General features: G+C 71.6%; 19 protein-coding genes. 8 read left to right on the top strand and 11 right to left on the bottom strand.

The window, feature by feature from the left end:
* Window position 1 precedes the first annotated feature (1 nt).
* From glnA to AC4BGC_RS06455, 4 genes are read left to right on the top strand one after another with little or no spacing between them, the layout of a single operon-like run.
* Complete coding sequence (gene glnA / locus AC4BGC_RS06440) at window positions 2–1,339, top strand: type I glutamate--ammonia ligase (protein WP_490544895.1); 1,338 nt, start codon at window positions 2–4, stop codon at window positions 1,337–1,339.
* Window positions 1,340–1,369: 30 nt separating this feature from the next.
* Window positions 1,370–4,351, top strand: coding sequence for a bifunctional [glutamine synthetase] adenylyltransferase/[glutamine synthetase]-adenylyl-L-tyrosine phosphorylase (locus tag AC4BGC_RS06445; RefSeq protein ID WP_490554864.1), 2,982 nt, complete (start codon window positions 1,370–1,372; stop codon window positions 4,349–4,351).
* 43 nt (window positions 4,352–4,394) lie between these two features.
* Window positions 4,395–5,042, top strand: coding sequence for a SatD family protein (locus AC4BGC_RS06450; protein WP_490554865.1), 648 nt, complete (start codon window positions 4,395–4,397; stop codon window positions 5,040–5,042).
* Window positions 5,039–5,773 (top strand): hypothetical protein, encoded by a 735-nt coding sequence (locus tag AC4BGC_RS06455; protein WP_490554866.1) that lies wholly within the window; start codon window positions 5,039–5,041, stop codon window positions 5,771–5,773. The genes AC4BGC_RS06450 and AC4BGC_RS06455 overlap by 4 nt, the downstream gene beginning before the upstream one ends.
* Before the next feature lie 19 nt (window positions 5,774–5,792).
* Here AC4BGC_RS06455 and AC4BGC_RS06460 read toward each other — a convergent pair whose 3' ends face one another.
* From AC4BGC_RS06460 to AC4BGC_RS06475, 4 genes are all read right to left on the bottom strand, one after another.
* Entirely contained in the window at window positions 5,793–7,886 is a 2,094-nt protein-coding gene (locus AC4BGC_RS06460; RefSeq protein ID WP_490554867.1) for a YhgE/Pip domain-containing protein, read from the bottom strand.
* Window positions 7,883–8,692 carry an ATP-binding cassette domain-containing protein gene (locus tag AC4BGC_RS06465; RefSeq protein ID WP_490554868.1) on the bottom strand — a complete coding sequence of 270 codons (810 nt, stop codon included), beginning with the start codon at window positions 8,690–8,692 and terminating at the stop codon, window positions 7,883–7,885. The genes AC4BGC_RS06460 and AC4BGC_RS06465 overlap by 4 nt, the downstream gene beginning before the upstream one ends.
* A 90-nt stretch (window positions 8,693–8,782) precedes the next feature.
* Window positions 8,783–9,799, bottom strand: coding sequence for an urease accessory protein UreD (locus AC4BGC_RS06470; protein WP_490554869.1), 1,017 nt, complete (start codon window positions 9,797–9,799; stop codon window positions 8,783–8,785).
* Window positions 9,800–9,958: 159 nt separating this feature from the next.
* A complete protein-coding gene (locus tag AC4BGC_RS06475) occupies window positions 9,959–10,726 on the bottom strand; it encodes an urease accessory protein UreF (protein WP_490554870.1) in 768 nt (255 codons plus the stop codon).
* A gap of 571 nt (window positions 10,727–11,297) precedes the next feature.
* Between AC4BGC_RS06475 and AC4BGC_RS06480 the strand changes: the two genes are divergently transcribed.
* The 3 genes from AC4BGC_RS06480 (at window position 11,298) to AC4BGC_RS06490 (ending at window position 13,557) form a co-directional block, all read left to right on the top strand.
* Window positions 11,298–11,735, top strand: a complete 438-nt coding sequence (locus AC4BGC_RS06480) for a fluoride efflux transporter FluC (RefSeq protein ID WP_490554871.1) — start codon at window positions 11,298–11,300, stop codon at window positions 11,733–11,735.
* A complete protein-coding gene (gene crcB, locus AC4BGC_RS06485) occupies window positions 11,732–12,112 on the top strand; it encodes a fluoride efflux transporter CrcB (protein ID WP_490554872.1) in 381 nt (126 codons plus the stop codon). Before AC4BGC_RS06480 ends, crcB begins: the two co-directional genes overlap by 4 nt.
* Before the next feature lie 212 nt (window positions 12,113–12,324).
* Window positions 12,325–13,557, top strand: coding sequence for an alpha/beta fold hydrolase (locus AC4BGC_RS06490; protein ID WP_490554873.1), 1,233 nt, complete (start codon window positions 12,325–12,327; stop codon window positions 13,555–13,557).
* Here AC4BGC_RS06490 and AC4BGC_RS06495 read toward each other — a convergent pair.
* From AC4BGC_RS06495 to AC4BGC_RS06525, 7 genes are all read right to left on the bottom strand, one after another.
* Entirely contained in the window at window positions 13,554–14,555 is a 1,002-nt protein-coding gene (locus tag AC4BGC_RS06495; protein ID WP_490554874.1) for a sugar phosphate isomerase/epimerase family protein, read from the bottom strand. The two genes, AC4BGC_RS06490 and AC4BGC_RS06495, sit on opposite strands and share 4 nt — an antisense overlap.
* Before the next feature lie 15 nt (window positions 14,556–14,570).
* The gene (locus AC4BGC_RS06500; RefSeq protein WP_490554875.1) at window positions 14,571–15,770 is read right to left on the bottom strand and encodes a Gfo/Idh/MocA family protein; all 1,200 of its coding nucleotides are present in this window, start codon (window positions 15,768–15,770) and stop codon (window positions 14,571–14,573) included.
* Window positions 15,767–16,639 (bottom strand): sugar phosphate isomerase/epimerase family protein, encoded by an 873-nt coding sequence (locus tag AC4BGC_RS06505; protein ID WP_490554876.1) that lies wholly within the window; start codon window positions 16,637–16,639, stop codon window positions 15,767–15,769. The genes AC4BGC_RS06500 and AC4BGC_RS06505 overlap by 4 nt, the downstream gene beginning before the upstream one ends.
* A gap of 124 nt (window positions 16,640–16,763) precedes the next feature.
* Complete coding sequence (locus AC4BGC_RS06510) at window positions 16,764–17,999, bottom strand: substrate-binding domain-containing protein (protein ID WP_490554877.1); 1,236 nt, start codon at window positions 17,997–17,999, stop codon at window positions 16,764–16,766.
* A gap of 1 nt (window position 18,000) precedes the next feature.
* Entirely contained in the window at window positions 18,001–19,137 is a 1,137-nt protein-coding gene (locus tag AC4BGC_RS06515; protein WP_490554878.1) for an ABC transporter permease, read from the bottom strand.
* Entirely contained in the window at window positions 19,134–20,183 is a 1,050-nt protein-coding gene (locus tag AC4BGC_RS06520) for an ABC transporter permease (RefSeq protein ID WP_490554879.1), read from the bottom strand. The genes AC4BGC_RS06515 and AC4BGC_RS06520 overlap by 4 nt, the downstream gene beginning before the upstream one ends.
* Window positions 20,180–21,772: a sugar ABC transporter ATP-binding protein gene (locus AC4BGC_RS06525; protein WP_490554880.1), complete on the bottom strand. Its 1,593-nt coding sequence runs from the start codon at window positions 21,770–21,772 to the stop codon at window positions 20,180–20,182. Before AC4BGC_RS06525 ends, AC4BGC_RS06520 begins: the two co-directional genes overlap by 4 nt.
* Before the next feature lie 97 nt (window positions 21,773–21,869).
* Here AC4BGC_RS06525 and AC4BGC_RS06530 point away from each other — a divergent pair, with 97 nt between their 5' ends.
* A complete protein-coding gene (locus AC4BGC_RS06530; protein WP_490554881.1) occupies window positions 21,870–23,036 on the top strand; it encodes an ROK family transcriptional regulator in 1,167 nt (388 codons plus the stop codon).
* Window positions 23,037–23,167: the final 131 nt, after the last annotated feature.

A 23,167-nucleotide genomic window follows, 5' to 3' on the forward strand; every position in this document is an offset into this window, starting at 1 on the left:
CATGGGTAAGCAGGAAGACTTCGTACTGCGCGCACTCGAAGAGCGCGATGTCCGGTTCGTTCGACTCTGGTTCACCGACGTGCTCGGCTACCTCAAGTCGGTCTCGGTAGCGCCGGCGGAGCTGGAGAACGCCTTCTCCGAGGGCATCGGCTTCGACGGTTCCGCGATCCAGGGGTTCGCCCGGGTGACCGAGGCCGACATGCTGGCCCACCCCGACCCGGCCACCTTCCAGCTGCTGCCGTGGCGCGGCGAGACCCCGTCGACCGCGCGGATGTTCTGCGACATCTTCATGCCCGACGGCTCCCCGTCGTACGCCGATCCGCGCTACGTGCTCAAGCGGACGCTGCAGAAGGCGGCCGACAAGGGCTTCACGTTCTACACCCACCCCGAGATCGAGTTCTACCTCTTCCAGGGGCGCCCCGGCATGGGCGAGGAGCCGGTCCCGGTCGACCGCAGCGGGTACTTCGACCACACCGCGCAGTCACGCGGCTCGGACTTCCGCCGCGAGGCGATCAACATGCTCGAGTCGATGGGCATCTCGGTGGAGTTCAGCCACCACGAGGGCGGTCCCGGCCAGCAGGAGATCGACCTGCGCTACGCCGACGCGCTCTCCACGGCCGACAACATCATGACCTTCCGCACCGTCGTGCGCGAGGTCGCGCTGAGCCAGGGCATCTGGGCCAGCTTCATGCCCAAGCCGTTCACCACCCACCCCGGCTCCGGGATGCACACCCACGTCTCGCTCTTCGAGGGCGACACCAACGCCTTCTTCGAGGCCGGCGCGGAGTACCAGCTCTCGAAGACCGCCCGTCACTTCATCGCGGGCATCCTGCGGCACGCCAGCGAGATCACCTGCGTCACCAACCAGTGGGTGAACTCCTACAAGCGGCTGATCGGCGGCGGCGAGGCCCCGTCGTACAAGTCGTGGGGGCACAACAACCGCTCCGCGATGGTGCGGGTGCCGATGTACAAGCCCAACAAGGGCCAGTCGACGCGCATCGAGCTGCGCTCCATCGACGCCGCGTGCAACCCCTACCTCGCCTACGCGGTCGTGCTCGCTGCCGGCATGAAGGGGCTCGAGGAGGAGTACGAGCTCCCGCGTGAGGCCGAGGACGACGTCTGGTCGCTGACCGACCGCGAGCGCAAGGCGCTCGGGCTCGAGCAGCTGCCCAAGACCCTCTACGAGGCCATCAAGATCGCCGAGGACTCCGAGCTGCTGGCCGACACGCTGGGCGAGCACGTCTACGAGTTCTTCCTGCGCAACAAGCGGGCGGAGTGGGAGGACTACCGCGGCCAGGTCTCGGCCTACGAGCGCGACCGGATGCTTCCGGTCATCTGAGCACGGGTGCGGTGAGGATAGGTTCCCCGGATGACCCCTCGAGCCGACTTCACCCAGGGCCAGCTCGTCCGTCTCGGTTTCCTCGATCCCGACCGCGCCCGCACGCTGATCGGGCAGCTCGGCGAGGTGAGCGCCCCGATCATCCCGCTGATCGGGCGCAGTGCGGACCCTGACCAGGCGCTCGCCTCCCTGATCGACCTCGCCGACGCGGTCGAGGATCGCGACCGGCTGTTGGCGGAGGTGGCCGACGACGAGGGCACCTCGATGCGGCTGCTCTCGGTGCTCGGGGCCAGCCAGGCGCTCGCTGACCACCTGCGCCGTCATCCCGAGCACTGGCACGAGCTGTGCGACCCCTCGCTGGGGTCGACGCGTCCGGCGGCGTACGCGATGCGGGCCTCGCTGGTCCGGGCCGTGGGCGGGGACCCCGACGAGGCCGAACCGGTCGCGACCCTGCCCCACGCCGAGGCGATGGATGCCCTGCGGGTGGACTACCGGCGCCAGCTCCTGCGGCTCGCCTCCCGCGACCTGGCACACCACCTCCGCGTCGACGACGCGGCCGCCGAGCTGGCCGACCTCGCCGCCGGCACCCTCGAGGCCGCCCTCGCAGTGGCCCGCGCCAAGGTGGGCGAGGCGGCCGGGTCCTGCCGGTTCGCGGTGATCGCGATGGGCAAGTGCGGGGGGCACGAGCTCAACTACGTCAGCGACGTGGACGTGGTCTACGTCGCGGAGCCGGTCGAGGGCCACGACGATCACGTGGCGATGCGCGCGGCCACGCAGCTCGCCTCGGTGCTGATGCAGGTCTGCTCCGAGCACACCCGCGAGGGCACCATCTGGCCGGTCGACGCCAACCTGCGTCCCGAGGGCTCCTCGGGCCCGCTGGTGCGCACCCTGGCCAGCCACTGCGGCTACTACGAGCGCTGGGCCAAGACGTGGGAGTTCCAGGCCCTGCTCAAGGCACGCCCGGTGGCGGGCGACCACGCGCTGGGCCGGGAGTACGCCGAGGTGATCGGGCCCCTGGTCTGGTCGGCTGCGGAGCGTGACGGCTTCGTCGAGGAGGTCCAGGCGATGCGCCGCCGCGTCCTCGACCACATCCCGGCCAGCCACGCCGAGCGACAGCTCAAGCTCGGCTCCGGTGGCCTGCGAGACGTCGAGTTCGCCGTACAGCTGCTGCAGATGGTGCACGGCCGCACCGACGAGGAGGTGCGCCAGCCCGCCACCCTGAGCGCCCTGGCGAGCCTCACCGAACGCGGCTACGTCGGTCGCGAGGACGGCCGCTCGCTGCACGACGCCTACGCCTTCCTGCGCACCCTCGAGCACCGGATCCAGCTGTACAAGCTGCGCCGGACCCACGAGATGCCCGAGGACGAGAAGTCGCTGCGCCGCCTGGGTCGTTCGCTGGGCTACACCCGGGACCCGGTGCGTGAGCTGGACGACCAGTGGCACTTCCACCAGAGGGAGGTGCGCCGGCTGCACGAGAAGCTGTTCTACCGCCCGCTGCTCTCCGCGGTGGCCCGGATCAGCGGTGACGAGGTCAGGATGAGCCCCGGTGCCGCCCAGGCCCGGCTCGCGGCCTTGGGCTACCAGGACCCGAAGGCCGCCCTGCGCCACCTCGAGGCGTTGACCGCCGGGGTCTCGCGCACCGCGCAGATCCAGCGCACGCTGCTGCCGGTGATGCTGCGCTGGTTCGCCGATGCGCCCGACCCGGACGCCGGGCTGTTCGGCTTCCGCCGGATCTCCGAAGCGCTCGGGACCACCCCGTGGTACCTGCGGCTGCTGCGCGACGAGGGGGAGGCGGCCCAGCGGATGGCCACGGTGCTGGCGACGAGCCGCTACGCCACCGACCTGCTCCAGCGCGAGCCGCAGGGCGTGGCCATCCTCGGGGAGCAGGAGCGCCTCGAGCCGCTCTCCCGCGAGACGGTGCAGAAGGAGATGCAGGCCGCGGCCGCCCGCCGGGACAGCGCCGCGGACGCCGTGGTCGCCATCCGGGCGATCCGGCGGCGCGAGCTGCTCCGGATCAGCGTGGCCGACCTGTGCGTCCCCTTCGGGGTGGCCGAGGTGGGCTACGCGCTCACCGACATCACCAGCGCCACCCTCGAGGCCTCCCTGGCTGCGGTGATCCGGGGGGTCGAGCGCACGCGCGGGGTGTCGATGCCCACCCGGATGGCGATCATCGCCATGGGGCGCTACGGGGGCTACGAGCTCGGCTACGGCAGCGATGCGGACGTGATGTTCGTGCACGAGCCGCTGCCGGGCGCCGATCCCGAGCTGGCCGCGTCGATGGCGCAGTCGGTGGCCAACGAGGTGCGCTCCCTGCTCTCGGCGCAGGCCCGCGACCCGGCACTCGAGGTGGACACGGGGCTCCGGCCCGAAGGGCGGCAGGGGCCGCTGGTCCGGACCCTCGACTCCTACGCGGCGTACTACGCCAAGTGGTCGGCCGTATGGGAGGCCCAGGCGCTGCTGCGGGCGGCGCCGATCGTCGGCGACGCCGGGTTGTGCGAGCGCTTCCGCCAGCTGATCGACCCGTTGCGCTTCCCCGAGGGCGGGCTCAGCAGCGACGACGTCATCGAGGTACGGCGGATCAAGGCCCGGGTCGACGACGAGCGGCTGCCCCGCGGGGCCGACCCGGCGACCCACTTCAAGCTCGGCCGCGGGGGACTCTCCGACGTCGAGTGGACCGTGCAGCTGCTCCAGATGCGCCACGCGGGCCGGATTCCCGAGCTGCGCACCACCAAGACCCTCGAGGCGCTGGAGGTGGCCGTGGAGCACGACCTCCTCGAGGTGAGCGACGCCCACGGGCTCGCCGAGGCGTGGAGGTTCGCGAGCAGGGCTCGCAACGCGACGGTCCAGGTCCGTGGGAAGCCCGCCGACCAGCTGCCGCGCGATGCCCGGGAGCGGGCTGCGGTGGCCGCCATCCTCCAGTACGAGCCCGGTCAGTCCGACGAGATGGTCAACGACTACCTCCGCTCCGCGCGGCGGGCGCGCGGCATCGTGGACCGGGTGTTCTGGTCCTGAAGAGATGGCCTTCAGTTCAGCGAAAGTAAGTTAATATCTTCAGATGCAGGATCTGAAGCCCGGAACTTCACTGGCGGCCCTGATCGGTGACGTGGTGGGCTCGCGCGAGGTGACCGACCGCCCGCAGCTGCACGCCGGGCTCGTCTCGGTCCTGGACCAGGCGAACGCGGTCCTTGACCCGGCGGTGCCCCTGCGGATCACGGTCGGCGACGAGTACCAGGGATGCTTCGAGACCGTGGGGGAGGCGCTGCACGCCACCTTGTGGCTGCGGCTGCACCTGCCCTTCGACGTGCGCCACGGTGTGGGGTGGGGGCCGGTGGCGGTCCTCGCCGACTCGCCCCGGGTGGAGGATGGGCCGGGCTGGTGGGCCGCCCGCGGAGCCATCGACGAGGTCAGGACCGACGCCTCCAGGCCGGGTACCCGGTTGCTGCGTACGGCGTACCGCCGCGCCGACCGCACCGCGGGACCCGACCCCGATGCGGTGAACGCGGCCCTGATGTGTCAGGACCAGATGATTGGCTCCGTCTCGGAGCGATCGCTGCGGCTGCTCCGAGGAGCCCTCGAGGGGCACAGCCAGGCCGAGCTCGCCGACCTCGAGGGCATCTCCGCCTCGGCCGTGTCGCAGCGGGTGCGCAACGACGGGCTGGCCGTGATCCTCGCGGCCGGCCAGCTGCTGAGAGGTGTCACGTGAGCTGGATCGCGGTGCTGTTGATCGGGGTGGCCGTGTGCGACCTCGCCCGCTCGGTGCGTCCGGTCCCGGTGGTCAACGAGTGCGCCGCTGCCGCGGTGGCGGTGGGGGTCGGCCTCCTCGCCGGGCTCACCACTCCGGCCGACGTGGGCGCGCTGGTCGTGATCACGGCCCTGGTGGTGCTCTGGGGCCAGACCGTGGACCGGTCCCGCCACCGGGGGCGGGCGTGGGTCCCGCTGACGGTGCTCGGTGGCTCGCTGCTGCTCGGGTTGTTCACCTCGGCGTGGGCCGGCCAGGCCGGCGGCCTGCTGGGGGAGTGGCTGGCCCAGACCCAGCTGCCCGCCGTGCACGGGACCAGCGCCGACCGGGCGCTGCTCCTGACCGGGGCGTTCCTGGTGCAGCTGAGCACCGGCAACGTGGTGGTGCGACTGGTGCTGGCGGTCACCGGCACCGTGAACCCGGCCGTGCAGGACACGGTCGAGGACCCCGGGCAGCGGCTCAAGGGGGGACGCCTGCTCGGCCCGATGGAACGGCTGCTCATCCTCGGGCTGGGTCTCTCGGGCCAGCTGACCGCCGCCAGCATCGTGATCGCGGCCAAGGGGCTGCTGCGGTGGCCCGAGCTGCACTCCAGGTCCGAGCAGCAGTGGATCCACCGGCTCACGGAGTACTTCCTGGTGGGCAGCTTCGTCAGCTGGCTGGTGGGCCTGAGCGCCCTCGCGCTGCTCGCCCGCTAGCAGCGCGGCGCCGGGACGGTCACAGCACCAGCTCCGGCTGGAGGCGGTTCGGCGTCCACACCCGCTGGCGGCGGGCGGCGACGGCGGTCGCCAGCAGGGCGAGCAGGAACACGCCGAACAGCACTCCCAGGTCCCGTGCGACGGTCAGGGCCTGCCCGCCGTACAGGGTCTGGCGCAGCCCGTTGACCGCATAGCTCATCGGCAGGGCCCAGTGCAGTGATCGCAGCGGTTCGGGGATCGTCTCCCACGGGAAGGTGCCCCCTGCGGTGACCAGCTGGACCAGCATCAGGACCAGGCCCAGGAACTCCCCGACCGTGCCGAGCCAGGCGTTGAGCGCCTGCAGGATCGCCACGAACGTCGCCGAGGCCACCAGCAGGAGCAGCGCGGTCAACAGCTTGTCGACCGGGTCGATCCTGAGCGCGAACCCGACGATCGCGAACATGACCGCGACCTGGAGGATGCCGACGACCACCGGGGGGAGCAGGCCCCCCAGCGCCGTCCTGCCCGAGGGGCCGTTCGCCGCGAGGGCGCGCCTCGAGAGCGGGCGCACCAGCAGGAACAGCATGTAGGCGCCGATCCACGTGGCCAGAGACATGAAGAAGGGCGCGAGCCCGGCACCGTAGGAACCGGCGCGGGCGAGGGTGTCGTCGCGGACCCCGACGGGGTCGGCGATCGTGCGCGCCGTGGCGCGCTGGGTCGACGCGGAGAGGTCCGGCACCTTCTGCGCGCCCGCGCGGAGCCCGTTGCCGAGCTGAGTCATGCCGGCCTGCAGCCGGCGGCTGCCGTCGCGCAGGGCGATGCTCGACCCGGCGAGGCGACGCGCGCCCTCGGAGACCTGTGCCGTGCCGGAGGCGAGCCGGGCGCTGTCGCCGGCCAGGGTGCTCGCCCCGTTCGCCAGCTGTGAGCTGCCGGACGCGACCCGGGAGCCACCCGACGCAGCGGTGGCGACGCCCCGCGCGAGGGTCGGCGCAGCGTCGGCCAACCGGTCCGCGCCGCTGGCGACCTGCTGCGAGCCCGTGCTCAGCGCGCCGAGCTCGCTCGCCGCGCTGTCCGCGGTCCCCACCGCGTTTGCCGCGCCGGCGCGGGTGTCCTCGAAGAGCCGGGACAGCTCTGCCGCCTGGGCCTGGGTGAGGGCGCCCTGCCGGACCAGGAGCTGCAGCCCGGAGACCAGCTCGGCGATCGAGCCGTCGAGCTGGCCCACCACGGCGCGCACGGCGGCGGCGGACTGTCTCCCGATCGCGGCGACGCGGGCGTTGCCCGCGGCCACCTGTGCTGCTCCGTTGGCCAGCCGTCGCGTGTCGGAGGGCAGCACGGCGGTACGCCGCTGCAGGGTGTCGAGCCCGTCGGCCAGGGTCGCGGTGCCGTTGCTGAGCTCGTAGCTCGCGCCGGAGAGCCGGTCGGCCCCCGCCGCGAGGCCGCTCGCCCCGCTCGCCGTCTCACCGGCGCCGCTGGCCAGGCTGGCGGTCCCGCCCACGAGCTCGTCGGTCGCCCGAGTGAGCCGGACACTTCCTGCGACCAGCTGCTGCGCGCCTCTCGCCCCTCGTTGCAGATCGGTGTGGACCACGTCGAGCCCACGCAGGAAGGTGTCCGCCGACGTAGTGCCGACCTGACGCGCGATCGCGTTGCGCACGTCCTCGGCGGCCGTCTTGGCCAGGGTGGTGGCGAGGTAGTTGTTGGCGTCGTTGGTGATCAGCTCCAGGCTCGCCTGGTGGGGCTGGTAGCGCGCAACGGAGGTGAGGTCCTCGGAGAACTGGGGGCCGATGACGAGCACCGCGTCGTAGCGGCCCGTGCGCACCCCCGACTCGGCCTCCTGCTGCGAGGTCTCCTGCCAGCCGAATCCACCGTTGCCGTCGAGGAGGCGGTCGGCCACCTGCTGGCCGTAGTGCACCTCCTTGGAGGTCCGGGTGACGGGGTCGACCAGCGTGGCGCCCTGGTCCTGCATCACCAGCGCGGCCGGGACCCGGTCGAGCGAGCCGTAGGGATCCTCGTTGGCGAACACGTAGAGGCCGGCGTACAGCGTCGGGATCACGACCATGGCGAGGATCGCCAGCTTGGGCAGCGTCCCGGCGGTGATCCGCCGGAGCTCGGTGACAGCCAGACGGATCGCGATCATCGATCTTCCCTGCTCTCCTGCGGTGGGGGTGTTTGTCGCTGGTCGCCGGAGCCCAGCAGGTCCAGTCGGCGGGTCTCCTCGGACTGGTCCTGCGGAGGTGACACCGGGACGCCGAGGCTGGAGACGTCGATCGAGGGACGCACGCGCAGTGCCTCCTCCGGGGTGTATCGCGCCGCCGTACTCTCACGGGCCGGGGCGATGTCGGCGCCGAGGTCCCGGGCCGAGGACCGGCCGCACTGGACCAGCACGCCGTAACCCAGTGCGGCGTAGGACTGGGCGATGCCCCACCACCCGTACGGTTCCCCGCCGTGACGATCGGGAAGGGAGAGCACGAGGAAGCGCACGCCCCGGCGCTCCACCGCCAGGGCGGTGAGCAGGCTGGTGCGGACCGCGCCGGTGAGTGCGTCCACCCGGTGATCCCGGACCTGGCCCAGGGCGTGCCGCTCCAGCCACCGGGTGACCGCGGCAGGGGTCGCCCCCTTGCGGGCCAGTGCGAGGTCCTCGGCGGTGACCGTGCCGACCGGCATCGCGTCGTCGGGTGCGGACACCTCGGGCAGGTCCACCACGGCGGAGACCCTGCGCAGCTCCGCCATCACCTGGCGCTCGCTCCCGTCGTCGGCAACCAGCCTGATCCGTCCGGACTCGGGGCGGAGCCGTCCGGTCGCCGTCAGGGCCAGCGCCGAGTGACCGTGGCCGGGTTCGCCGGCCATGAGGACGCACTCGCCGGCGTCGAGGTCGAGGTGCTCGAGCTCGAGAAGTGGCCCCCGTCGGCCGATGACCCGCACGTCGTCGAGTACGAGCGGCACTACGTCACGTCTTGGCTGGCGTGGGAGCGGGTGGGCGCCGCAGGGCATGAGGTCGGGGGTGCACTCCGGGTGTCCTCATGCTGAGTCCGATCAGCTCTTCCGGACGAGGGGTGCCTCGTTGCCGGTCAGCAGAAGTCTCAGTGACTGCCAGGCCGCCGTCACCGCGTCCGTCACGGACCGGGTGTCGTCGCCGAGGAGTCTCACCCACACGCCGGAGTCAGCCGGTAGGGCGCTGAGTCCGAACACCACTCCGGTCTCGGCACAAGGTGTCAGCACTTCATGGAGCAGGTCCCTGACCTCGCGGACCGAGGTGGTCGTGGTCAGCACGAACATCCTGGAGATTACGTCGTGCTCGTCGAGGACGGCGAGGGCACTGTGACTCCCGTCGGCCGGGCTCAGGCGCATCCGGTCGATCGCTACCACGGAGCCGTCCGGCCGGCTCACCTCGATGTCGGAGGCAAGGACCGTGTACTGATGGCGCTCGTCCCGGGCCAGTCGCCCGGCGACCAGCGTCTCGGCGATGATCGCAGTAGCCGACGGAGGCAAGGTCAGGCACGTGCGCTGGTAGAGACGCGCGTCGGCGAAGAGCACCACGGGTTCAGGCAGGTACTCCACGTAGGCGTCCGCTCCGAGGGCAATGTTCGTCTGGGAGACGGCCAGGTCTCGCTCCATCCCGAGTACGTTCGTGCACGCCGAGGTCGTGATACTTCCCGACGAACCCGCGCCGAAGGCGATGTCGGTGCGCAGCCGGTCGCCCTGCATCATGCCGGCTCCTTTCAACATCAGGTAGGTGTAGGGCATGTCAGGTCGCGCCGGGTCGTAGTAGAGAGGCTGCATGATCTGCAAGGGGGCCTTCTGGTGGTGCTCGACAAGCTCGGTCCCGTGCGGAGTCCGGCCGAACTCCAGCTCGAGCAGTCCGACCTTTCCCGGGTTGCCGGCGGGAAGCGCGGCCGTGCCACCGACGTACCGCGCGACCTGGAGGGGAATCCGGTCCGGCTCGTAGTGCGTCGAGACGAGACGATGGCCGTCGTTCGGGGACACGTCCTCGGGGTCCTGCGCCGGAAGCTCGGGCGACTGGTCGGTCCCCGGGAACCGGTCGGTCCTCATCACGACCCCCGGCCCGCGGCCAGCCAGCGTGGCACCAGTGCCTAGGTCAACACGCTCTCGCGGGAGCTCATGGGGCCCCTGATGCCGATCCGCAACACGTTTCTCGCTCATTGGTCCACCTTGTCTTTCGTTGGGTTCCGACACCGGCGTGGTGGTTTCTCAGCTTGGGAAGAGCCGTGCCGGTGCGCGCTCGTGGTCGGCGGACATGACGTCGGCCATGGGGGCGAACCCGCCCATGTCTGCGAGGTTGCGGCCGACTGCTTCGGTGGTCGCTTGGGCAATGACCGGAGCCACGGCGTGCAGCACCACCTGCAGGTGCCGGTGTTCGGTCAACCCCAGTCGCAGTGCCGCACCGAGGAAGCTCGTGGCGAACGCGAACAGATCCGCGGCGACGGCGTGCTCGGTGCTCACTCCCGACGCCGCGTACGCCACCGCTGTCGCGACCGGCTGGCAGCCCGGCGTCTCCTTGCTCGTGATCGCGCGCTGCCACTCCTTGAGCTCCGGCCCACCGAATGCCGAGAGTGCGAACTCGGTGAGCTGGTGACCGCTGCGGACGGACGCACCACGCAGCTCGGCGTTCAGCTTCGTGGCGAACAGCATCTGGTCGGCGAGGCGCACGTTGGTCCAGTCGCCGCTCAGGACGGACTGATGAGCCCGGGCGAGCGCGGTGGCGTCGCCTGGACCCACTGAGTGCAGGAGCAGTCCGCACAGCAGCTCCTCGACACGGCCTTGGTCCACGGCGTGCGTCTGGCTGAACCCCTCGAGCCCGTGCGACATCCTGTAGGAGCCCCTGGGGAAGGCGGAGTCGGAGAGCTGGAGGCTCGCGAGCAACTCAAGTACCGGGGTCGTGGTGGGGGTGCCCCTCCCTCGACCGGCGTTGATCTCCATCTCCGCGTCGTCACGGTGGTGCTCGGGAGTCCCCAACATGTGTTCTGCCCTTCATCGGTGCGTGCGTGTGCGCGGGTGGACGCGGGTGTGCGTTCGCCCGGCACTGGGCGATCCGCCGGGCCGGCCGGCAGTGGACGACGCGCCCGCTCGGGGCGCTCGCCGTTCAGGCCTGGTGCTCCTCCGTGGCACCAGGAGACGTGCGCTGCTCGACGGCCGACCGTTCTAGCTCAGGTCTGGGCGGGTCGACGTGGTTGTGTGCGTGCCGGGAGTCGTGACGCAGGGCAACTGAACTCGGCGTGAACATCGGTCAGGCTGCCGCGACGTCGTGGCAGGAGACGAGTTTCTTGTCGATCTCACGTGGTGGTGTCAGTTGCATGTCTTGCAGACCTCCTGATGAAGGATCGGCCCCCGAGAAGCAAAACTGTGTCGTCTAAATCAGGCTACGCGGGCGGTTCCGATCGACAAGGACGCTCCAATCCGAGCGCTGCGCGGTCTAGAGCAGCAGCTGCACCAAGGCGTTCGCCACTGTTGTGAGGGTGAACCCGCGGGTACGGGCGCCGCTGCCCGCAACGGGATCGACCTGGAGAGAGAGCCGGGCTAGCCTGCCTCCGTGAGCGCCCGCCCCACGTACCTGCAGGCGGCCGCCATCGGTCTCGTCTTCGCAGGCGGCGTCGTCGGAGCCGCGGCCCGCGAGGGACTGAGGCTGGCGATCCCGAACGCCGACGGGATCCCGGTCGTCGTCCCGGTGATGAACTTGGTCGGCGCCTTCGTGCTGGGCTATCTCTTCGAGGCGCTCACCCGCAATAACCCGGCTCCTGCCACGACCTCCCGCATGAGGGCGCTCGTCGGCGCGGGCTTCTGCGGTGGCCTCACCACCTACAGCTCGCTGGCGACAGACACCGCCGTGCTCCTCTCGGACTCCCGCTTCGGCGTCGGTGCGGCATACGCCCTCGGGACGCTGTTGTTCGGCGTCCTGGCCACGATCGCGGGAATTGCCCTCGCGGCCAGGCAGGCTGCGGCTCGCGCGACCGCGGAGACCCGCGGATGATGCCCGCGCTCTTCGTCGCGCTGGTGCTGGCCGGTGGGGCCGGCGCCAGCGTGCGCTACGTCCTTGACGGGATGCTCAAGGCCAGGACCTCGGCGTCGTCCTTTCCCTGGTCGACCGCGATCATCAATCTCACCGGCTCGCCAGTGATGGGCTTCCTCACCGGCTTGGTCGCGAGCAGGATCGCCTCCACCGAGGTGAGCGTCGTGCTCGGGACCGGATTCCTGGGCGGTTACACGACCTTCAGCGCGGCCAGCTACGAGACCGTCCACCTCATCCGCCAGAATCGATACGGCCTCGCCACGCTCTACGGCGTCGGGGTCCTGGTGCTGGGCGTCGCCCTGGCGTTCCTCGGCTACCACTACGCGTCCGATCTCTGAGGTCTCCGCTCGGTGCTTCCCACCTGCCGCGGCACAGGCCGTGGTCCTTCGGCTCCCACCCGGTGGCGCGGGCCACGGCGTCGCGGGTGAGCACGAGGTCCTCGCCCCGGGGCTCGGCCTCGACGGTGGTGGTGCCGGCTGCCACGTGCACGGTCAGCTGCATCCAGGCAGAGTAGAACAGGTTCTCGTCGACCGGCCGATAGCCTCGGAGGATGGCCTCCACCTTCTCGATCCCCGGGCTCGTGCTGACCGACCATGTGCTCTCGCTGCCGCTCGACCACGCCCGCCCGGACGGCGAGCAGATCGAGGTGTTCGCCCGCGAGGTCGCGGCCCCCGACGGTGCGGACCGGCCGTTCCTGCTCTTCCTGCAGGGCGGTCCCGGGCAGGAGGCACCCCGGCCCGGCGGGAAGGGCAGCTCCCCGGTGTGGCTGGAGCGTGCGCTGCGCGACTTCCGGGTGCTGATGCTCGACCAGCGCGGCACCGGGCGCTCGACGCCGTACGGCGGACCGGGGGTCGGGCCGGACGACGCGCAGCGGCTGACCCACTTCCGGGCGGACTCGATCGTGCAGGACGCGGAGTGCTTCCGCGAGCACCTCGGGGTGGAGCGGTGGAGCCTGCTCGGACAGTCCTTCGGCGGCTTCTGCTCGCTGCACTACCTCACCGTTGCGTCGCAGAGCCTGCGCGAGGTGTTCTTCACCGGCGGGCTGCCGCCGGTGGGCCGGTCCGTGGACGAGGTCTACGCGGCGACGTACCGGACGATGCGCGAGCTGAACGCGCGCTACCACCGGCAGTTCCCCGCGGACCGGGACCGGCTGGCCCGCCTGCTCGAGCTCTGCGACGCGGGGGAGGTGCCGGGTCGCGACGGGGAGCCGGTCACCGCGCGGCTGGTGCGCACGATCGGCAACCAGCTCGGGATGGACGGCGGCGCGGAGGCGGTGCACTACCTGCTCGAGCGCGACCCGCGGTCACCGGCGTTCGCCCACGACCTGGCGTCGATGGTGCCGTTCAACGGGCGCAACCCGCTCTACGCGGTGATCCACGAGTCCTCCTACGCCGACGGCCGCGCCACGGCGTGGTCGGCCGAGCGGATGCAGCCGGAGGACTTCGGTGAGGGCTCGCTGCTGCTCACCGGGGAGCACGTCTTCAGGTGGCACTTCGAGGACTGCGCCGACCTGCGCCCCTACCGGGAGGTCGCGGCCACGATCGCCGACCACCCCTGGCCGCGGCTGTACGACGCCAAGGTGCTCGGCTCGGTCGAGGTTCCCTGCGCCGCGTCGATCTACGTCGACGACCCGTTCGTGGACCTGGAGCTGTCGCTGGAGACGGCCGCCCTGCTGCCCGGGATGCGCCGGTGGGTCACCGACGAGTACCTCCACAACGGGCTGCGCAGCGGTGGCGGGCAGGTGCTCGACCGGCTGATCGGGCTCACCCGCGGACGCCTCTAGTCCTGCTTGAACGCCGCGTCGAAGGAGGCCGTGGCGGGCGGGAAGTCCAGCTCCTTGAGGTAGGCGAGCGCGGCCGGGGCGCCGTGCAGCCGGTCCATCCCGGCGTCCTCCCACTCCACCGAGATCGGCCCGGCGTAGCCGATCGAGGCCAGCGCGCGGAAGCAGTCCTCCCACGGCACGTCACCGCGACCGGTGGAGACGAAGTCCCAGCCCCGGTGGGGATCGCCCCAGGGCAGGTGCGAGGAGAGGATGCCGTTGCGCCCGCCGCCCATCCGCATCCGGGTGTCCTTGCAGTCCACGTGGTAGATCCGGTCGGCGAAGTCGGTGATGAACGCGACCGGGTCCAGGCCCTGCCAGACCATGTGGCTGGGGTCCCAGTTCAGCCCGAAGGCCGGGCGGTGGTCGATCGCCTCCAGCGCCCGGACCGTCGACCAGTAGTCGTAGGCGATCTCCGAGGGGTGCACCTCGTGGGCGAAGCGGACGCCGCACTCGTCGAAGACGTCGAGGATCGGGTTCCAGCGGTCGGCGAAGTCCTGGTAGCCCGCCGCGATCCGGTCTGCGGAGACCGGCGGGAACATCGCGACGTAGGGCCAGATCGAGGAGCCGGTGAAGCCGACCACCGTGTCCACGCCGAGCCGCCTCGCCAGCCTGGCGGTGTGCTGCAGCTCCTCGGCGGCCCGCTGCCGCACCCCCTCGGGGTCGCCGTCGCCCCACACCCGGGAGCCGACCAGGTCGCGGTGGCGCTCGTCGATCGGGTCGTCGCAGACCGCCTGCCCCTTGAGGTGGTTCGAGATCGCCCACAGCTTCAGCCCGTGGCGCTCCAGGATCCCCAGCCGTTCCTCGATGTAGTCGTCGTCCTCCCAGCGCCAGGCGTCCAGGTGCTCCCCGGAGACAGCGATCTCCAGGCCGTCGTACCCCCAGCCGGCGGCGAGCCCGGCGACCTCCTCCAACGGCAGGTCGGCCCACTGGCCGGTGAAGAGTGTGAACGAGCGGGACATGGTGACCTCCTCGGGTCAGGCGGGCTCGTGGTCGGGGGAGTGTGGCACGGGGACGGTCCGGCCCTGCTCGGCTGCGCTCTCCTCGATGGCGGCGAGCACCCGCTGCACCGCCAGGCCGTCGGCGAAGGAGGGCCGCGGCTGGGTGCCGGTGGCGATCGCGGAGAGGAAGTCGGCGGCCTGGTTGGTGAACGTGTGGTCCCAGCCGAGCACGTGGCCCGGCGGCCACCACGCCCCGAGGTAGGGGTGCTCGGGCTCGGTCACGAGAACGGTGGCGTCCCCGGCGGTCACGGTGGTGCCGGCCCGGTCCGCTGCGTCGTACACCTGGAGCTCGTTGAGTCGCTGGAGGTCGAAGGACAGGGACCCCTGCGTGCCGAACAGGTCGAGCCGCAGTGCGTTCTTGCGCCCGGTCGCCATCCGGGAGACCTCGAGCGAGGCGACCACGCCGCCGTCGGTGCGCAGCGTCGCCCACGCGGCGTCCTCGACCGTCACCTGCTCCGGACCGGAGTCGCCGGGACGCTCGGGGACGAAGGTGGCGACGTGGCCGCTGACCGAGGTGATCTGCTGTCCGAGGAGGTGGCCGAGCTGGTCGACCGCGTGCGAGGCGAGGTCGCCGATCACGCCGGAGCCGGCGGTCTCGCGGCGCAGCCGCCAGCTCATCGGCGCCTCGGCGTCCGCGAGCCAGTCCTGGAGATAGCTGACGCGGGCCTGCCGGACCTCCCCGATGCGGCCCTGTGCGATGAGCCGCCGCGCGAGCGCGAGAGCGGGCACCCTGCGGTAGTTGAAGCCGACCATGGAGACCACGCCTCGCGATGCGGCCGCCTGCGCGGCGGCGGCCATCTCCTCGGCCTCGGCGACGCTGTTGGCCAGGGGCTTCTCGACCAGCACGTGCTTGCCCGCGGCCAGGGCCGCCAGCGCGATCTCGGCGTGCAGGTGACCGGGGGTGCAGATGTCGACGACGTCGACGTCCTCACGCTCCAGCACCGAGCGCCAGTCGGTGGAGGACTCCGCCCAGCCGTAGTGCTCGGCGGCGGCCGAGACGCGTTCCGGGTCGCGTCCGACCAGGACCCGGGGGACGACGACCGGAAGGCCCGGGTTGAACGCGTGCACGTTGCGCCAGGCGTTGGAGTGGGCCTTGCCCATGAAGGAGTGGCCCACGACGGCGACCCCCAGGGCACCAGTCGCCGTGCGGTCCTTCGGCACAACGGAGGAGGTCATCGGGTCTCCCGATTCACGGCAGCGGACAGGCTGCGCAGGTGGCGCAACCCGTCGACCGCGAGGTCGTCCTGGGTCGCGGCGAGGGGTCGCCAGATCGAGGCCGCGGTGGCGATCGAGGCGTTGTCCGCGGTGAAGCTCTCGATCACCAGCGGGCCGTCGTACGCCACCTCGTCGAGCGCCTTGACCAGCGCGACCCAGTCGGTCTGGTCGCCCCCCGGGGCACCACGGTCGTTGCCGCACACCTGGACGTGCACGAGGTGCTCCCCGGCGAGGCGTACGGCGTCGGCGCTGTTCCGCTCCTCGATGTTGAGGTGGTAGCTGTCCAGCGCCAGCCCGAGGTGCGGCTGGAGGAGGTCGCCGAGCAGGTCGAGTCCCTGGGCGACGGTGTTGACCAGCGAGGTCTCGTAGCGGTTCAGCGGCTCGATCCCGATGCGTACGCCGGCCGCGCGGGCGTGCTCCACCACGGGAGCGAGGTTCTCCCGCAGCTCGGCCCCCGCCGCGCGGCGCTCCGGGTCGTCGAGACGCCACACCCGCCCGGTCGCCGCGTAGAACGGGCCGCACACCGCGGCCGCTCCGATGTCGTGGGCCAGGTCGATGCAGGAACGCAGGTAGTCCTGGGTGGCCCGGACCTCAGCGGGCGGGGCACTGACCAGGTTGCGGCCGGGGGCCATCGCGCCCACCACGCAGGGCACCAGGCCGGTCGCCGCCAGCGCCGGACGCAGGGCGGCGGCGGTGAGGTCGCCGGCCTGCTCGAGGGGCAGCTCGACGGCGTCGAAGCCGAGCTCGGCCACGTGCTCGATCAGGCCTGGGGCGTTCGCGTCGGTGAGTGGGGAGGTCCACACCCAGGTGTTGACGCCGAGGGCTCGCATGCGACACCTCCTCTCGAAGCGGTTGTCGGGTCGGACCCGGTGACTGCGAGAAGTCACTGGAGGAACGGTTGCCTGCGCGGGGCCGGCCGGCTCCCTTCCGACCGGCCGGCCCCACGCGGTGGCCCTAGGGCATGACGCGCTTCTGCCACACCTCGGGGTAGCCGGGCAGGTCCTCGCCGCCGAACTTGGCGTAGTGGCCGTCGGGCATGCCGTCGTTCTCGCTGAGGTAGGTGTCGCGCTCGTCCTCGGTGATCGGCTTCTGCGGGAGCACCCACTCGACCGGGACCTCCTCGCCGGCGAAGATCTTCTGCGCGGCGAGGAGCGGCGTACGCCACTGGAAGTTCGAGTAGACCGGAGCCAGGCCGGTGAGGCCGGTGTCCTTCCACTTGCGCAGGAAGCTCATCTCGTCCTCGCCGGTCATCACCGGCAGGTCGACGCCAGCGTCCTCGAAGGCCTCGATCGCCGCGGACGCGCCGTCGCCGGCGTCCATCCAGACGCCCTTGACGTCACCCTTGGCCAGCTCGTCGGAGATCAGCTTCTTGATCTCCGCGGGGTCCGCGCCGGTGAAGTAGTCGACTGCCTCGATCCCCTTCTCCTCGAAGATCTTGTCGGCGGCGGCCCAGCGGTTCTCGAGGACGTCGACGCCCGGCAGGATCCGCAGCGCGACGACCCGGTCGCCCTTCTCGAGGTTGTCGGCGAGGAAGTTCGCGGTGTCGATGCCCCACGCGAACCCGCCGATGGGGTGGATGAACGTGGTGGCGCAGTCGGTCTCCACACCGCGGTCGAAGACGATCACCGGCTTGCCCGTCTTGCAGGCACGCTCAACGGCAGGGGTCATCGCCGCCGTCGAGTTGGGGGAGATGATGAAGACGTCGCACTTGCCCTCCTTGATGAAGTAGTCGATGTCGGCGATCTGCTTGTTGTCGTCGTCCTCGGCGTCGCGGGTCTCCATGCCGGAGAGCACCTTCTGGTCCACCAGCACCTTCAGCTGCTGGTTCATCGTGATCCAGCCGGTCTGGCGCCACGGGTTGCTGATCGAGGCGTTCGCGAAGCAGGCCTTCTTGGCGCCGGTGGACTTGAACTTCGAGGTGTCGCGCATCTCCCCGTCGATGTACTGCAGGTAGGGCTTCTCGGGATCACCCTCGAAGGTGGCGCTGCGCTGCTGGTCCTGCTCGTCGTAGACGGCCTGGTCGAACCACTTGGAGTCGGCTCCGGACTCGCCCTTCTTCTGGTCGGTCCCCGTGGCGCCCGAGCCGTCCGAGTCGACCTTGGCGGACTCGTCGGTCGACCCGCAGGCCGTGAGGGCCAGGCAGGCGACGGCCGCCGCTGCCAGTGGCGACAGGTAGGTGCGTATGGACATGTCAGTACTCCTGTTTCGTGCCCGGGCGGGCGGGTGGTTGAGATGGACGGGCCGTAACAGCTGTGGGGGCGGGCTCGGGATCGGCCTCGGGACGGCGCAGGATCCGGGGGAGCCGGTTGCCGGAGGTCCAGGCACGACCGGCCAGGGCGACGGCGACGATGATGATCACACCCTGCACGGAGTCGCGCCACGTGCTGGGGACGTCGTTGAAGTTCAGCAGCGTGAACAGCAGGTCGAGTGCGATCGCACCCGCGGCCGCGGAGAGCACCCAACCCCGGCCGCCGCCGAGGACGACGCCGCCGAGGACCACCGCGGTGATGGCGATGAACTCGTAGCCACGGCCCACCGAGGGGTGTACGCCGGCCTGGCCCACCAGGATGATGCCGGCGACGGTGGCCGACATCGACGACAGCATGAACGCCTGCGTCTTGACCCACCACACGGTGGTGCCGCTGCTCGCCGCGGCCGCGGGGTTGTCGCCGGTGGCGAGCAGGGTGCGGCCGAACGGGCGGCCCATCAGCCAGACCGAGAACGCGGCGATCGCGAGGAGGATCAGCAGCGGGTAGGGGAGCAGGCCGACGACCGGGACGCCCTCGATCCCGCCACGGCCGATGTCGCGGAAGCTGTCCGTGGGGTTGCCGGTGGCGGCGCCGCCGGTGAGGTAGAAGACCAGCCCGGACAGGCTGAGCATCGTCCCGAGCGTGACGATGAAGCTCGGGACGCCGAGCAGGGTCGTCGCCATCCCGTTGACCAGCCCGACGAGCGCGCCCACGGCCAGCATCGCCAGCGTGACCGGCAGGATCCGCCCGGGGTCGTCGCCGATCAGGTTCCCCGACATCACCACCTGGGTGGTGATCACGGCTCCGGTGGAGAGGTCGAACTCGCCCGAGACGATCACGAAGTACTGGCCCATGGCGACGATGGCGATCGGTGCGGAGCGGGCCAGGAACCGCACCAGCCGGTCGGGCTCACCGAAGCTCGGGTTCGACGCGACCACGGCGAGCAGCAGGCCCAGGGCGAGGACGAACACCGCGCCGCCGGGGGTGAGCACCCCGCCGAGGAAGCGGCGCAGCAGCGATCCGTGCCGCTCCGGCAGCGGGCCCCGGCGGGTGGGCGCGACGGCGCCCTGCGCGCTCACGGCGCCACCTCGAGCCGGGTGCCCTCCGCGAACCGGGTGGGCCTGCGCGGGATCGCCCGCCGGGCGTAGACCGCGACCGCCAGGACGATCACCAGGCCGCGGACGACGTCCTGGAGGAAGGAGTTGAGCCCGAGCCCGCTCATCACGTTGTCGAGCACCGCGAAGATCGCGACGCCGCCGATGGTCCCGACGATCGACCCCCGGCCCCCGGCCAGCAGGGTTCCGCCGAGGACCACGGCCGCGATCGACATCAGGTCGTAGCCGCCCTGGCTGCCGATCGTCGGGCTGCCCACGCTGGTGCGCGAGAGCAGCAGCAGTCCCGCGAAGCCGGCGAGCACGGAGCAGAGCACGTGGGCGAGCACGACCGGGACGTCCGCGCGCACGCCCGAGAGCCTGGAGACCTCGCGGCTGCCGCCCACGGCATAGAGGTGGTGGCCGAACCGGGTGCGGGTCAGCAGGAGCACGCCCAGTCCGGCGCAGGCGAGCATGATCAGCGTGCTCAGCGGGACCGGCCCGAACAAGGTGATGCCGACGGTCTGGAAGTCGCGCGGGGCCGAGCCGTAGTTGCCCTGGTAGTTCGTCGCGAGGTAGCCGCTGACGATCAGTCCCATCCCGAGGGTGGCGATGAACCCGTGCACGCCGAGACGGGTGACGATCAGCCCGATGACCAGCCCGATGGCCGCGCACACGCCGAGGGCCGCGAGCACCCCGGTGACGATGTTGCTGCTCTGCCCGGCCATCACGCCGCCGCCCACGATGCTGGCCAGGCTGATCACGTAGGGCACCGAGAGGTCCAGGCTGCCGGCGATCACCACCAGGGTCTGCCCGATGGCCACGAACCCCAGGGTGCTGGTCAGGGTGAGGATGGAGACGATGTTGCCGGTGCTGAAGAAGCTGCGCCCGGAGGTCTCGGTCAGCAGCGCGCCCACGACGACCACGCCCAGCAGGGCCAGGTAGACCAGGCCGGTCGTGCCGACCCGCCGGCCCGGGCGCGAGGCGTGCGCGGTGGTCCGGTCCTGGGCCCGGGTCGGGGCCGCGGCGCTCACGACTCCGCCTCCAGCGAGCCGGGGGAGCCGGATGGCTGGTCGGTTGCACGGCCGGGGGAGTGATCGTTGGACGTGGCCCCGGTGGCCAGGCTGAGGATCTCGACCTCGCCGGACCCGGCCGGGAGCTCGCCGGCGATGCGTCCGTCCCGCATCACCACGATGCGGTCGGCCAGGCCGATCACCTCGGGCAGCTCGCTGGAGACCATCAGCACCGCGAGCCCGCGGCCGGCGAGCTCGCGGACCACCTCGTAGATCGCGCGCTTCGCGCCGACATCGATGCCGCGCGTGGGCTCGTCGAGCAGCACCACGCGGGGATCGGTGCCCAGCCACCTGGCCAGCACCACCTTCTGCTGGTTGCCTCCCGAGAGGAACTGCACCTCCTGGTCCATGCTGCGGGCCGAGACCTCCAGCGAGGAGAGCAGGCTGGGCACGGCCGCCCGGGCCTGGGCGGTGCGCCGGGGGAAGACGGCCCGGACCACCCCGAGGGCGTTGGTCGCGACCGTCTGGTTCAGGGCGAGCCCGGTCGCCTTGCGGTCCTCGGTCACCATCGCGAGCCCGGCGCGTACGGCGGAACGCGGGCTGCGCACCCTCACCTGCTGGCCCTCGACCTCGACCTGTCCCCGCGAGAACGGGCGGACCCCGAAGATGCCCTCGAGGAGCTCGGTGCGGCCGGACCCCTGGAGCCCTGCGAGAGCGACCACCTCGCCGCTGCGCACGTCGAGGTCGATGCCGTCGACGTACCCGTTGCCGGCGCCGCGCAGCCGCAGGCGCACCTGCCCGACCTCGGTGCCGGGGAGCCGGTCGGGAAAGAACGCCGAGATCGTGCGGCCGACCATCAGCCGCACCAGCGTGGACTCGTCGAGCTCGGCGGCGGGCCGGGACGCGACCACCAGGCCGTCCTTGAGCACCGTGATGGTGTCGCAGAGGTCGAAGACCTCGCGCAGCCGGTGGGAGACGTAGAGGATCGCCACGCCGCGCTGGGTGAGGCGGCGAATGATGCTGTAGAGCAGGGCCACCTCGTGGTCGGCGAGTGCTGCTGTCGGCTCGTCCATCGAGATGACGCGCGCGTCGTAGCTGATCGCCTTGGCGATCTCCACGACCTGTTGCTCGGCGACCGTCAGGGTGCGCACGGGCTCGGCCGGGTCGAGGCCCTCCACTCCGAGGCCGGCGAGCAGGTCGGCGGTGTCGCGCTGCATGCGGGCGTTGTCCACGAACGGCCCGCGCCGCGGCTCGCGGCCGAGGTAGACGTTCTCGGCGATGGTGCGGTCGGGGAGCAGGTTGAACTCCTGGAACACCGTGGAGATGCCGACCTGCTGGGCCTGCAGCGGGTGCCCGAACGTGCGCTCCCGCCCGTCGACCTCGACGGTCCCGGCGTCGGGCGGGTAGACCCCGGCCAGCACCTTCATCAGCGTGGACTTGCCCGCGCCGTTCTCGCCGACCAGCCCGTGCACCTGGCCCGGCACCAGCTCGAGGTCGGCGTCGGCCAGCACGACGTTGCCGAAGAACGCCTTCGTCACCCCGCGCGCACGCAGTACCGGCGTCGCGGGGCCGTCCGTGGTGGACGGGGGGAGCGGGGCATCGGCGTGCACGCGGTCACTGTGGCATCGGTCACATACTTTTGTCGAGGACCAATCAAAAGTTGCTCAAGCCAGCGTCAAAGTGGTCTGGTCATGGTTGGATGTGCCGGTGCACGCTGCCACCGATGTCTTCGCCCTGCTGCGCGACGGGCGTCCGTGGACTCGGGCCGAGCTGGCCCAGACGACCGGCCTCGCCCGGTCCACCGTCGCCGCCCGGGTCGAGGAGCTGATGCGCCTGGGCCTGGTGGCTCCCGTGGGGGGCGGCACCTCGACGGGGGGACGGCCGCCGTCGCTGTTCTCGCTGAACCCGCAGGCGCGGGTGGTGGCCGGCGTCGACGTCGGCGCGACCCACGTCGCCGTCGTGCTGGCGGACCTGTCCGGGGAGGTCCTGGACACCGTGTCCACGGTGCTGGAGGTCGCCGAGGGCCCCGAGGCGGTGCTGTCGTGGGCCACGGCGAGCGTCACCCGCCTGCTCGAGAGGCAGCGTCGGTCCCCGGGCGAGCTCGCGGCGATCGGGATCGGCCTGCCCGGTCCGGTGCACCACGCGACCGGACGTCCGATCAATCCGCCGATCATGCCCGGGTGGGACCGGTACGACGTGCCGGGCCGGGTCCAGCGCGACCACCCGGTGCCGGTGCTGATCGACAACGACGTGAACATCATGGCGCTGGGGGAGCGCCGCGCGGCCTTCGAGTCGGTGCAGGACCTCGTGTTCGTCAAGGTCGCCACCGGCATCGGGTCGGGACTGATCTCGGGCGGCACCCTCCAGCGGGGAGCACAGGGGACGGCCGGCGACCTCGGGCACGTCCGCGTGCCGGGCGCGGACGACGTGCCCTGCCGGTGCGGCAACAGCGGCTGCCTCGAGGCCGTGGCCGCCGGGCCGGCGCTGGTGACCGCCCTCAACCTCGCCGGGGTCACGGCGCGGACGCCGCAGGACGTGGTCGACCAGGTCCGGGCCGGGAACCTCGCAGCCATCCAGGTCGTCCGCCAGGCGGGGCGGCACATCGGTGACGTCCTCGCGACCCTGGTCAACCTGACCAACCCCGCCGTCGTGGTGATCGGCGGCCGGATGGCCGGCGCGGGGGAGCACCTGCTGGCGGGGATCCGGGAAGTGGTCTACCAGCGCTCGATGCCGCTCGCGACCGAGCACCTGCGGATCGTCGCCTCCAGCACGGGCGGAGGCGCCGCGCTCGGCGGTGCGGTCGCGATGGCGGTCGAGCACGTGCTCTCGCCGGCCCAGATCGAGTCCGCCGTACGGCAGCTCGCCGCGATCTGAGCGACGGGTCGTCTGGGGAGAAGACTCGGTCCCGCGGGCGCTGATCTTGGCGTTCTCGATGCGGGACGAGGCGGAAGTGACTGCAGCCGTACCTCGGGTCGGGGCGCCCGCTCGTGGGCCAACCTGAGAAC

The organism is Nocardioides sp. Z38_18, assembly GCF_058215695.1.

Coding starts and splice junctions, on each gene's coding strand:
- glnA (WP_490544895.1), top strand. CDS start 2: ATGGGTAAGCAGGAAGACTTCGTACTGCGCGCACTCGAAGAGCGCGAT.
- AC4BGC_RS06445 (WP_490554864.1), top strand. CDS start 1,370: ATGACCCCTCGAGCCGACTTCACCCAGGGCCAGCTCGTCCGTCTCGGT.
- AC4BGC_RS06450 (WP_490554865.1), top strand. CDS start 4,395: ATGCAGGATCTGAAGCCCGGAACTTCACTGGCGGCCCTGATCGGTGAC.
- AC4BGC_RS06460 (WP_490554867.1), bottom strand. CDS start 7,886: ATGATCGCGATCCGTCTGGCTGTCACCGAGCTCCGGCGGATCACCGCC.
- AC4BGC_RS06470 (WP_490554869.1), bottom strand. CDS start 9,799: ATGAGGACCGACCGGTTCCCGGGGACCGACCAGTCGCCCGAGCTTCCG.
- AC4BGC_RS06475 (WP_490554870.1), bottom strand. CDS start 10,726: ATGTTGGGGACTCCCGAGCACCACCGTGACGACGCGGAGATGGAGATC.
- crcB (WP_490554872.1), top strand. CDS start 11,732: ATGATGCCCGCGCTCTTCGTCGCGCTGGTGCTGGCCGGTGGGGCCGGC.
- AC4BGC_RS06490 (WP_490554873.1), top strand. CDS start 12,325: ATGGCCTCCACCTTCTCGATCCCCGGGCTCGTGCTGACCGACCATGTG.
- AC4BGC_RS06495 (WP_490554874.1), bottom strand. CDS start 14,555: ATGTCCCGCTCGTTCACACTCTTCACCGGCCAGTGGGCCGACCTGCCG.
- AC4BGC_RS06500 (WP_490554875.1), bottom strand. CDS start 15,770: ATGACCTCCTCCGTTGTGCCGAAGGACCGCACGGCGACTGGTGCCCTG.
- AC4BGC_RS06505 (WP_490554876.1), bottom strand. CDS start 16,639: ATGCGAGCCCTCGGCGTCAACACCTGGGTGTGGACCTCCCCACTCACC.
- AC4BGC_RS06510 (WP_490554877.1), bottom strand. CDS start 17,999: ATGTCCATACGCACCTACCTGTCGCCACTGGCAGCGGCGGCCGTCGCC.